Annotated in this window: 12 protein-coding genes; 6 read left to right on the plus strand and 6 right to left on the minus strand. The window is 61.4% G+C overall.

From position 1 onward, the window contains the following. The 3 genes from VJ604_RS06375 to VJ604_RS06385 all read right to left on the minus strand — a co-directional run. On the minus strand, positions 1-897 hold an 897-nt coding region (locus VJ604_RS06375), incomplete at its 3' end, for a PQQ-dependent sugar dehydrogenase (protein WP_324080795.1). Positions 898-986: 89 nt separating this feature from the next. Then, positions 987-1,352: a secondary thiamine-phosphate synthase enzyme YjbQ gene (locus VJ604_RS06380; RefSeq protein WP_324080796.1), complete on the minus strand. Its 366-nt coding sequence runs from the start codon at positions 1,350-1,352 to the stop codon at positions 987-989. Further along, positions 1,240-2,247 carry a D-alanyl-D-alanine carboxypeptidase family protein gene (locus VJ604_RS06385; protein ID WP_324080797.1) on the minus strand — a complete coding sequence of 336 codons (1,008 nt, stop codon included), beginning with the start codon at positions 2,245-2,247 and terminating at the stop codon, positions 1,240-1,242. Before VJ604_RS06385 ends, VJ604_RS06380 begins: the two co-directional genes overlap by 113 nt. 134 nt (positions 2,248-2,381) lie before the next feature. Between VJ604_RS06385 and mutL the strand changes: the two genes are divergently transcribed. The 4 genes from mutL (at position 2,382) to VJ604_RS06405 (ending at position 7,329) form a co-directional block, all read left to right on the plus strand. Further along, a complete protein-coding gene (gene mutL, locus VJ604_RS06390) occupies positions 2,382-4,565 on the plus strand; it encodes a DNA mismatch repair endonuclease MutL (RefSeq protein ID WP_324080799.1) in 2,184 nt (727 codons plus the stop codon). A 75-nt stretch (positions 4,566-4,640) separates the two neighbouring features. Beyond that, positions 4,641-5,579 carry a tRNA (adenosine(37)-N6)-dimethylallyltransferase MiaA gene (gene miaA, locus VJ604_RS06395; RefSeq protein WP_324080802.1) on the plus strand — a complete coding sequence of 313 codons (939 nt, stop codon included), beginning with the start codon at positions 4,641-4,643 and terminating at the stop codon, positions 5,577-5,579. 12 nt (positions 5,580-5,591) lie between these two features. Then, a complete protein-coding gene (hfq, locus tag VJ604_RS06400; RefSeq protein WP_012529414.1) occupies positions 5,592-5,816 on the plus strand; it encodes an RNA chaperone Hfq in 225 nt (74 codons plus the stop codon). Between the two features lie 220 nt (positions 5,817-6,036). Continuing rightward, positions 6,037-7,329 carry a DUF512 domain-containing protein gene (locus VJ604_RS06405; protein WP_324080811.1) on the plus strand — a complete coding sequence of 431 codons (1,293 nt, stop codon included), beginning with the start codon at positions 6,037-6,039 and terminating at the stop codon, positions 7,327-7,329. Here the strand turns inward: VJ604_RS06405 and VJ604_RS06410 are convergent. After that, positions 7,305-8,423 (minus strand): phosphotransacetylase family protein, encoded by a 1,119-nt coding sequence (locus VJ604_RS06410; RefSeq protein ID WP_324080813.1) that lies wholly within the window; start codon positions 8,421-8,423, stop codon positions 7,305-7,307. The genes VJ604_RS06405 and VJ604_RS06410 overlap by 25 nt on opposite strands. Before the next feature lie 264 nt (positions 8,424-8,687). Here VJ604_RS06410 and VJ604_RS06415 point away from each other — a divergent pair, with 264 nt between their 5' ends. Both VJ604_RS06415 and VJ604_RS06420 read left to right on the plus strand, forming a co-directional pair. Beyond that, a complete protein-coding gene (locus VJ604_RS06415; protein ID WP_324080815.1) occupies positions 8,688-9,410 on the plus strand; it encodes a BON domain-containing protein in 723 nt (240 codons plus the stop codon). An 85-nt stretch (positions 9,411-9,495) separates the two neighbouring features. Beyond that, positions 9,496-9,810 carry a transcriptional regulator gene (locus VJ604_RS06420; protein ID WP_324080817.1) on the plus strand — a complete coding sequence of 105 codons (315 nt, stop codon included), beginning with the start codon at positions 9,496-9,498 and terminating at the stop codon, positions 9,808-9,810. Positions 9,811-9,828: 18 nt separating this feature from the next. Here VJ604_RS06420 and VJ604_RS06425 read toward each other — a convergent pair whose 3' ends face one another. Then, on the minus strand, positions 9,829-10,260 hold the full coding sequence (locus tag VJ604_RS06425) for an archease (protein WP_324080819.1): 432 nt from the start codon (positions 10,258-10,260) through the stop codon (positions 9,829-9,831). 149 nt (positions 10,261-10,409) lie between these two features. After that, positions 10,410-10,703: RtcB family protein (locus tag VJ604_RS06430; protein ID WP_324080821.1), on the minus strand; the 294-nt coding region annotated here is incomplete at its 5' end.

The following is a 10,703-nucleotide window of genomic DNA, read 5'->3' on the forward strand; positions in this document are numbered from 1 at the left end:
CTGATACTCCTTGGGGAACATGGCGCCCGTGTAAAAGCGCATGCCTAGGGCGGCGACATGGGCGGGAAGCTCCACATCGGGGGGGACGAAGTCCTCCTTCTTCATGCGTGATCCGAAGTCGGGGTCTTTGATGGTGCGGCCGTGCCAGTAGGGAAAGCCGAAGTGCAACCCCGGTCTGGGCGCGCGGTTCAGTTCGTCCGGGGGGAGGTTGTCCCCCATCCAGTCGCGGCCATTGTCGGTGAACCAGAGTTCGTGGGTGACCGGGTGCCAGTCGAACCCGACGGTGTTGCGGATGCCGCGGGCGAAGATCTCGAGGTGCTTGCCGTCCGGGTCCATGCGCATGATGGAGGCAAAGCGCGGGTCCTTCGATTCGCAGACGTTGCAGGGGGCGCCTACCGGGACGTAGAGTTTCGCATCCGGGCCGAACCTGATGAACTTCCAGCCGTGGTGCGCCTTGTTCGGGAAGCCGTCATTCACCATCACCGGCTTGGGAGGATTCTCCAGCCGCTCCTCGATGCCGTCGAAGCGGATCACCCGGCTGATCTCGGCCACGTAGAGGGCTCCATTGCGGAAGGCCACGCCGTTAGGCTCCTTCAGTCCCTTGGCGATGGTGAGGATCCTCACTTTGGGAGTGCCGCCGTTCACTACAGCATATACCTTTCCCTCTTCGCGGGAGCCGACGAAGAGGGTCCCCTTGCTGCCGAGGGCCATGGAACGCGCGTCAGGGATGTCTTTGGCGAAGATCTCGATGTGGAAACCGGGAGGAAGCTTGATCTGGTCCAGGTGAATGTCTGAGGCGTAACCGGTGGAGGAAACGGCCAGCAGAAGGAGGGCGGAACGTAGAAGATGTGCGAAACCAGTGAACCTTTGAAGAGGATGATAGCCATGCAGGGACATATCGAACCTCCTTGCCCCATCCTCACCCCGGCCCCCCGGTGAGGGGAGGGGGGCGTTGGAAAAGGGGAAACAATCTGTTTAGAGGGAAGTCACTCTCCTATGATCTTGACGAGCACCCGTTTCCTGCGCATGCCGTCGAACTCGCCGTAGAAGATTTGCTCCCAGGGGCCGAGGTCGAGCTTCCCGGCGGTGACGGCCACCACCACTTCGCGGCCCATGATGGTCCTCTTCAGGTGGGCGTCTCCGTTGTCCTCGCCGGTGTCGTTGTGACGGTAGCTGGAGTGGGGTTTCTCCGGAGCGAGCCCTTCCAGCCACTGCTCGAAGTCCTGGTGCAGTCCCGACTCAGCGTCGTTTATGAACACGCTTGCGGTGATGTGCATGGCGTTGCACAGCAGTATGCCTTCGCGGATGCCGCTCTCCGACAGAGCTTTGGACAATTCTGTCGTAATATTCACGAAGCCGCGTCTCTTCTTGATCTCGAACCAGAGCTCCTTCCGGTAGTGCTTCATCGTTATCTCCCTTCATGGCAGTCTGCAGCATGGCTGAGGTCCGTATCGCGAAAGCGGCGTCCAGCATGGCGGGAGCAGCTTGCCAGCGGTTCCTGGAGCGCATCAGCACCAGCAGAATCCTGCGGTCGTCCCGTTGTGCCAGTGCCACCAGGCATTGGCCGGCGTTGGGGGTGGTCCCCGTCTTGACGCCGGTGGCTCCCGGGTACCTGCCAATCAGCCTGTTGACGCTCTTCAAGTGAAAGGTGCGGCGACCGTCCACGGTGGTGATGGCCATGGTCGGCCGTGCCACCAGATCGGCGAAGGTCGGGTGTTGCATCGCCAGTTCGGCGAGTTTTGCCAGGTCGTGTGCGGTGCTGTAAAGAGAGAGGTCGTCATGACCACAGACATTGGTGAAGTGGGTATTGTGGAGCTGAAGGGCGTGCGCCTTTGCGTTCATGATGGCGACGAAGGCCTGCTGGTTGCCGGCTACATGATCGGCCAAGGCCCGGGAGGCGTCATTTGCCGAGGAGATCAAGGCGGCTGCCAAGAGGTCGTGCACCCTCAGCCGCTGCCCTTGCCGCAGATTGATCCGGTGCCCGGTCTCGCGGGCGGCGGCCCGGCTGACCGTTACCACCTCCTCCAGCTTGCACCTTTCCAGCACGATCAGGGCCGTCATCATCTTGGTGAGGCTGGCCGGAGCAAGTCTTAGGTCCGGGTTTTTCTCCACCAGGGTGTGGCCGTTCAACTGGACAAGGTACGATGCTGGATGACGGCTCTCGGCTTGGACCGGCGGAGAAAGGATGCCGGAGAGGGTGAGTGCTGCGATGGTGCCGCAGGCGATGTATGATGGCAGTTTTTTCATCCAGTCCTTTATAGCATCGTTTTCCAGAAGGCGCAAACAACGCGGCGCGGATAAGGGATTGGCATTTGCAAAAGGCAGGGGCATAAGGTATCTTGGCTCAGCATTTTCGATCCGCACTGTTGTGAGGGACTGCATTGGCAACGACTATAAGAATACTGCCCGAAAATTTGACCAATAAGATCGCCGCCGGGGAGGTGGTTGAGCGCCCTGCCTCGGTCGCCAAGGAACTGGTGGAGAACGCCATCGACGCCGGGTCCAAAGAGGTCACGGTGGAGATCGAGTCCGGCGGCAGGAAGCTCATCAAGATAACCGACAACGGCTGCGGGATGTCCCGCGAGGATGCGTTGCTCGCCCTGGAACGGCATGCCACCAGCAAGATCTCCAGCGATGACGACCTGTTCGCCCTCAGCACCCTCGGCTTCCGCGGCGAGGCGCTCCCCTCCATCGCTTCCGTCTCCCGCCTCACCATCGCGACCCGGACCAGTGACAGCCTGGAAGGGACCGAGCTCTACGCGGAGGGGGGGCGGATCAAGGAAGTGAAAAGCTGTGGCATGGCTACCGGTACCGTCCTTTCGGTCAGGAACCTCTTCTTCAATACCCCTGCCCGCTTAAAATTCATGAAGAGCGCCGAGACCGAGGGTGGCCACGTCGGAGAGCTGCTGACGCGGCTCGCCATCTCCCGTCCCGATGTCCGTTTCACCTATTACCAGGACGGCAAGCTGGTCTTCCGTGCTCTCGACGCGGATTTGAAGGAGAGGGTGGCGACCATGCTCGGGCGCCCGGTGGCGGCCTCGCTTCACCCCGTTTCCTACCAGGACGACTCGGGGCTCAAGGTGAGCGGGCTGGTGGCGGCGCCGGAGTGCAGCCGGAGCGCGGGGAGCCATCTCTACACCTACATAAACGGCCGCTTCATCAGGGATAAGGTCGTGCAGCATGCCATCCTCCAGGCCTACCGCAACTTCCTCGAGCGCGGGCGCTACCCGGTGGTCGCCATCTTCATCGATATCGCGCCGGGGGAGGTGGACGTGAACGTCCATCCGACCAAGCATGAGGTCCGGTTCCGTGAGCAGGGAAGGGTGCACGACGCCATTCAATTCGCGGTAGAGTCGGTCCTCAAGGAGACGCCGTGGCTCAAGCGAGAGCCGAAAAAGCCGGCGTTCGGTCAGGATTCTAAGCCGACGATTGCCTCGGCAGCGGGTAACACGGCGCAGCCCGTTCCCGCGGGAGCTAGGCCCCTCCCGGCTGCTGCCGGTGCGGGCAAAACACCGTCGACCGCCGCTTCGATCCTTGCCACTGCCACCCCGGCTGCCACTACACCCCTCGCTGCCGCGGCCGGATTCCGTGCTACCGGGTCCGAGACAACCGAAACTGCCGAAGGGGCGACGCCGCAGCCGGCGGTCCAACCGGAGCAGCCAAGGTTGATGGACGGGGGCACCGCGAAGGGAGCCGGCTACTCCGAGGTGAGTGCGGCAAAGGTCGCCGAGGTGAGGGAGCTGCTGGCGGATTACCGACCGCGCACGCAGCCGGCGTTCCGCCCGCAATTCGCGTGGACGGAAAGGGAGCAAAGGACCCCTACGTCTTCCTCGGAGGCCGCCGTCAGCAGCGAGATGCAGACGGACACCGCCTTGGCATCTCGTCGCGCCGCAGCGGCTGTTGAGTGCAACGATGCCGCCGAGGCCACATCGGAGCCAGGTGCTGCTGTTGTGAGTGGAGCGGGCAAAGCCCTCACCACCGGATACTTCTCCTCCCTGTCGGTGATAGGCCAGTTCAACGCCTCCTACATCCTCTGCCAGTTGGGGACTGACCTGGTCATCATCGACCAGCACGCTGCCCACGAGCGGGTCGCCTTCGAAAGGCTGAAACGGGAATTCTCGGAGCGGGAGGTGGAAAGCCAGGGGCTCCTCTTCCCGGAGACGGTGGAGCTTTCCTTCCGGGAGTCCGCGGTGCTGGTCGAGTATCTGGATGAAGTGGGACGTCTCGGTTTCGCCATGGAGGAATTCGGAGGCAACACCTGGCTCCTGAAGTCGGTGCCGCAGATCATGGCGTCGTCCGACTATCTCCGCATCCTGCGGGACATCCTGGAGGAGTTGGGGAGCCTCAGCAGGAGCCGGACTTTCACCGACATCCAGGAGGACATCCTGGCCCGCATGGCCTGCCACAGCGTGGTGCGCGGGCGGCGGCCGCTCGCCCAGCAGGAGATCGCTGCACTCTTTAGGCAAATGGATGAGACCGACTTCTCCAGCAACTGCCCCCATGGCCGACCGGTGATGCAGAACATCACCTTGGGAGAGGTGGAGAAGATGTTCAAGAGAATATAAGTATCGGTAGGATAAGCCCGTCTGGCCACCCGGGGCGCCGGGACGGCCACCGCCGAGAGAGAAGAGCTTTTGCAAATGGACAGCTGCTCACCATCCAACATACAACCTCCCAAAACCAAGCTGCTGGTGATCGTCGGGCCTACCGCCTCGGGGAAGAGCGAGCTTGCCTTACGATTGGCGGAAGAGATCGACGGGGAGATAGTCAACGCCGACTCCATGCAGGTATACCGCGGCATGGACATCGGAACCGCCAAACCGTCGGCCGAGGAGCGGGCGAGGGTGCCCCATCATCTGCTGGACATCGTCTCCCCCGATCGCAATTTCTCCGCCTCCGACTTCCGCTTAGCGGCTGCCGCCGCCATCGCAGACATCGCAGGCAGGGGTAAGAAAGCCATCGTGGTCGGTGGCACCGGGCTGTACATCCGCGCCCTCCTTGAGGGTCTGGTCGACTCGCCAAACGGCGACCCGGAGCTGCGCCGGCAGTTCCAGGATCTCCCGGGGGAGGAACTGCTCCGGCGGCTGTCCGAGCTGGACCCGGAGACCGCCTCCCGCCTGCACGTCAACGACCGTGTCCGCCTCATCCGCGCCCTCGAGGTCTACAGCCAGACCGGGCGCCCCATCTCCTCCTTCCGCTCCGAGCACGCGTTCTCAGGCTCCTACTACCAGGCTCTCAAGATCGGCATGAAGGTTGAGCGGCAGGAGCTGTACCGCCGCATCGAGCACCGGGTGGACCGGATGGTGGAGTCGGGGCTGGTGGAGGAGGTCGAGCGGCTGCTCGCCAAGGGGTACGATCGGGAAGCCAAAGCGATGCGCTCCATAGGCTACAAGGAGATCGCGGCCTCTCTGGCGGGCGAAATGACCCTTCCGGAGGCCGTTTCCCTCATTAAAAGAGACACCCGGCGCTATGCAAAGCGACAAATGACCTGGTTTGGTAAGGAAAATGAAATTTATTGGCTTGAATATCCTGAAACATTTGTTACTATCCTTGGACATGTGATTGAATTTTTTGCGTAAAGGAGCGGAATCATGCCGAAAACGCCTTTTAACATCCAGGATCAGTATCTCAACCAGTCACGCAAGGAGCGGGTGAAGGTTCTCGTGCAGCTGATGTCCGGGGAGAAATTGGAAGGACATATCAAGTCTTTCGACAACTTCTCGGTGCTGATGGAAGTGCACGGCGACATCCTCATCTACAAGCACGCCATCTGCAGCATCACCTCGGTTGACGGAGTTTTCCGGCTGCACCAGTAGGACCTGCCACGCCACCGCAGGCGCATCGATTCTGCCAAAAGATAACGTCTAACCACAGCTCCCTAACAGCCGGCTCGTTCCAACGGGCCGGCTGCCTTTATTTGCCCTCTCTTTTTTCGCGGCTCCAGCCTCTGCTCATGTCACGCGTCCTGCCTGCCACTTGCAGTCGAACCCCGGAACGTTATAAGATCGGCGGATACCACCAGCGAGAGGAGGAACAATGTCTGGTCTCATGATAGAAAGGGTCCTGCCCGGAAGCATTGCGGAAGAGATGGAGATCGAGGGGGGCGACCGGCTCGTCTCGATCAACGGGCATCCCCTGCGCGACATAATCGACTACAACTACTTCGGGGCGGACGACCTGCTGGTCCTGGAAGTCGAGAAGCCGGACGGCGAGATCTGGGAAGTGGAGGTCGAGCGGGAAGAAGGGGAATCCCTTGGGCTGGTCTTTCCCGCCCCCGCGCCCGCCCGGTGCGGGAACAACTGCGTCTTCTGCTTCGTCCATCAACTTCCCAAGGGGCTCAGGGGGCCGCTCTATGTGAAAGACGAGGATTACCGGCTCTCCTTTCTGTACGGAAACTACGTGACCCTGGCCAACATCGGCAGGAAAGAGCTGGAGAGGATCAAGTCGCAGCGGCTTTCCCCCCTTTACATCTCCGTGCATGCCACCGACCCGGAACTCAGGGAACATCTGCTTGGCAAGCGCGGCATACTCCCCATCCTGGAGATCATGCGGGAACTCGCCGAGGCGCGCATCACCATGCACGCCCAGATCGTGCTCTGCCCGGGACTGAACGACGGTGAGGCTTTCGCCAAGACCGTCGAGGACCTGGCGCAGCTGCATCCTTGGGTCGCGTCCCTGGCCGTGGTCCCGGTCGGCCTTACCGAGCACCGCGGAAGACTCCCCGCGCTCACTCCGGTCACTGAGCAGTTCGCCGCCTCCTTCATCGGTGAGTGGCAGGACAAGGCGGAAAAGCTCGCGGAGCGGCTGGGAGAGCCTTTCCTCTTCCTGGCTGATGAGTTCTACATCAAGGGACAGCTCAGCTTTCCCCCGCTGGAGAGTTACGGAGACCTGCCGCAGATAGAAAACGGGGTCGGGATGATCCCGCTTTTCCTGGCGGACGCGGAACAGGTGCTAGAAGAAGCGGAGCAGCTAGGGGCGCGCAGCGTGACCGTGGTGACGGGGGAATCGCCCTATCGTTACCTGTCGGATTTCCTGGAGCGTCTGTCGAAAGCGACGGGGGCGACGGTCAGGCCGATCGCCGTAACCAACCGGCTGTTCGGCTCCAGCGTCACGGTGACCGGTCTGGTCTGTGGTGGCGACATCGTCGAGGCACTGAAGGGGCAGGAGCTGGGAGACCTGGTGTTGGTCCCGGATGTGATGATGAAGGAAGGGGAAGGGGTCTTTCTGGACGACATGACGGTGGAAGACCTCGAGCGGGAGCTCGGCAAGCCGGTGCAGATCGTGGAGTCGACCCCTTGGGGGATCTACGACGCCATCAAGAACGGGTGACTCTTGGCCATGGAGTCGATCAACCTGAAGTCGAACACGCTCTCGGCGGAGGATTTAATCAGGTTGATCTTCTCGTGGTCGTCGGCCGTGATCTTGGAGACGTGCTCCTTGAGGGTCGTGTAGACCTCTGCGGTGGTTTTCAGTGTCCGGATGTAGGGGATGTTGCTGTCGTCCAGGATCTTCTGGCTGATGGCCGACACCGGAGCGATGCCGGGGATGATGAGACCGGCCAGCTTTTCCCGGTACGCGGGGATGTTGTAGAGGGCTGAGGCGGTGACGATCAGCTCGTCGCGCGAACTGGTGGTGATCAGCAGAGTGGACTCCTGCAGGGTGTCGATGACCCGTTGCGAGGAGGCGGCGCCCAACTGGACGTGGTGGATGATCCTGCTCCTCCCTTCCTGGTCGCCGTGCAGCGGCAGCTTCAGCAGGTTGGAGAGGTCGACCAGGGTGGGGTTGGCGAGCACGGACGAGTATTCGAAGGCGCCGGCGACCTTTTGCCCCTTGGGCTCGAAGTACATCTGCAGGTACTTGAGGGTTTCCGCCCGCTTCTCGGGGATCAGCTTGTTAACCAGCACGAGCTTCACGTCCGCCCCTTCCTGTCTGAACAGGGAGAGGTTCAGCTCCACCGAATCGATCACGCAGCCTATCCCGCCCGCGGCGACCATGATCACCGGCGCATTCAGCGACTTGGCGATCTGGGCGTTGTTGATGCCGATCACCGAGCCGACCCCGCCGTGCCCCGAGCCTTCGATGATCAGGAAGTCGTTTTTCTTTTCCAGCTCCCGGCAGGCTTCCTTGATCTTCTGCAGCGGCACCTGAGGCGGAATCTCCCCCCCCAGATACTTCTTGGTAAACCCCCTCCCCAGAACAACCGGGGACATCAGGGCGCGATCGCTTTCCAGCCCGTAGATGGAGGCGATCAGCGCGGCGTCCATGTCCATCTGGACGTTGTCCAGCGTGAAGAGCTTCGGGCCGATCGGCTTGATGAAACCGACCCGCGCGTACCTTTTCTTCGCCAGGTGCATCAGCGAGAGACTGATCGTCGTTTTACCGCAATGCTGTCCGGTGGCCGCGATGAAGATCTTTTTGCACATGTTGAACGCCCCATTCATTTGGCAGATGCCATTTGTGCACCCATTATAACGTGATAGTAACAGTGGGGGCAACAGAGTATACGGTAAGTGATGTTTACACTATAAATCGGGCACTTGCGGTTAATGAACGGGTGGCTGCCCCCATTCGACGGGGGAAGCCCGGCGTGGTACAATCTATGCTGGGATTGGTCCTTGGGCGATGTGGTACCAGGGCTGCGGGCAACGATCAGCCAGCCCTGACCACCAAAGGAAGGGGGAAGAATCATGATACGCGCTGAAGAGGTCATTGGAGCCATTCAGGCCGCTTTTGAGCGGGAACCGGGGATCGGCGTGCACCGCCATCCCATCACCATCGAGTTCGCCGACGGCACCGTCACCCTGTCCGGAGAGGTGGATGGGATTGCCGCCAAGAAGCTGGCACTGGAAGTGGCGGCCGCACCTGCGCCGGTTTCCGGCATAGTGGACAGGCTGCGGGTCGAGCCTTCGGAGAGGATGGAGGACGGCGCCATCCGCGATCACGTCTGCGACGCCTTGCTGGGCGAACCGGCCTTTGACTCCTATTCGATACGGGCGATAGTCAAGCAGGAGATGGAAGCGATCAGGTCGCTGGACGATGGGAAGCGGATACTGGAGGTCGAAGTCATGGACGGGGTGGTGACCCTGAACGGCACCGCAGAGAGTCTTTCCCACAAGCGTCTGGCCGGGGTGCTCGCCTGGTGGGTACCTGGCAGCCGCGACGTGGTGAACGGCATCGAGCTCTCACCCCCCATGGAGGATAACGACGACGAGACCCGGGATCTGCTTCGACTGGTGCTGGAGAAGGATCCCCTGGTGAACGCCTCCCAGATTAGGATCAGATGCCGCAACCGGGTGATTACCCTGGATGGCGTGGTCGCTTCCCCCAACAGCATGCTGGCGGCCGAGTCGGACGCCTGGTTCGTGTTCGGGGTGGATCGGGTCATCAACAACCTCGGAGTGCTGGGCTAAAAGAGACGGGTGAAAGGCTGGATTTTTCCAGGGGCGCGGTATTCAGCCGCCGCCCCTTTTTCATTGCCAGCCACCGGAGGTGAGGATGAGGAGTCGACCGAAGCTGCCGGCCATCCCTGCGGACAGGCCGGAAACCATACGGCAGGAGATAATCGCGGCGTTGAAGGAGGAGAGCCTGACCGCCAGGGAGATCTCCGGGCGGGTGGGGATATCCGAGAAGGAGGTGCTTGAGCACCTGGAACATGTCCGGGTGGCGCTGCACGGCGCTCTGGTTGTGATACCGGCGGAGTGCATGGCCTGCGGGTTCTTGTTTCGAAAGCGGGAGCGCCTGAAAGGGCCGGGGAGGTGCCCGGTCTGCCGCAGCGAACATATCGCCGAGCCTACCTTCGCCATTACCTGAACTCATCGCCGTTGCGAATCAGACATCCAGCACCACGGTGGCCCGCCATCCCTGCGGGACCTGGGCGAGCGAGAACCTCAGCATGGTCACCGCCTTGACGTCAGTGTTCAGACGGTGCCGTTGCGGGTCGATCTCCTCCCCGGCGAGGGTGGCCTGCAGGCTGCACCCCTCTTCAGTCGTGGTGATGGACAACCGGTCGGGGAGCAGGAACAGCCTCCTGGCGTCCTTGTAGAAGATCAATTCGTTCAGGAAATCGAAGAGGAGCATCTCCTCGTTACGCTGGTCAAGGCTGATCTCGAAGGTTTCCGCCTGGCGTATGGCTGAAAGATTCTCCGCCATCACCTGCATGGTCGCCTTTGCCGCTTCCTGGAAGACATCTTCCAGAGTCTTCCCCCAGGCGTCAAACGCTATATCCGCATGGGCTATGTCGCCCCGGTACTCGTACGGCATAAAGACCCCCAAAGACGAGATTAAGATTGAGGTTGAGATTAAGTAAACCGGAAAACGGCGGTCCACATTTTCACCCCTGACCGTATTCCCGCCCCCACCCACTCTTTAGACGCTAAATCTAAATCTCAATCTCGACGTTGCCTTTCCTTCTAGCCTTTGATGTTCCCGATCGGCACCAGCCGTGCCACCCGTTTGCTGAGGCCGGCCAATTCGGTGGCTTCCACCACCTCGTCGATGTTCTTGTAGGCGTCGCCCGCCTCCTCGGCCAGCCCGCCGTAGCTGTCAGTGCGGACGTAGATGCCGCGGGCTTCCATCTCCCGCTGCAGTTTATCGCCCCTGAAGCTCTTCTTGGCCTGATGCCTGCTCATGGCCCGGCCACTGCCGTGCGCGGTAGTGAAGAAGGTGTCGCCGCCGCTGGCCATGCCGGCCAGCAGGTAGGAGCC

This window comes from Geomonas sp. (assembly GCF_035254065.1).
GTDB lineage: Bacteria > Desulfobacterota > Desulfuromonadia > Geobacterales > Geobacteraceae > Geomonas.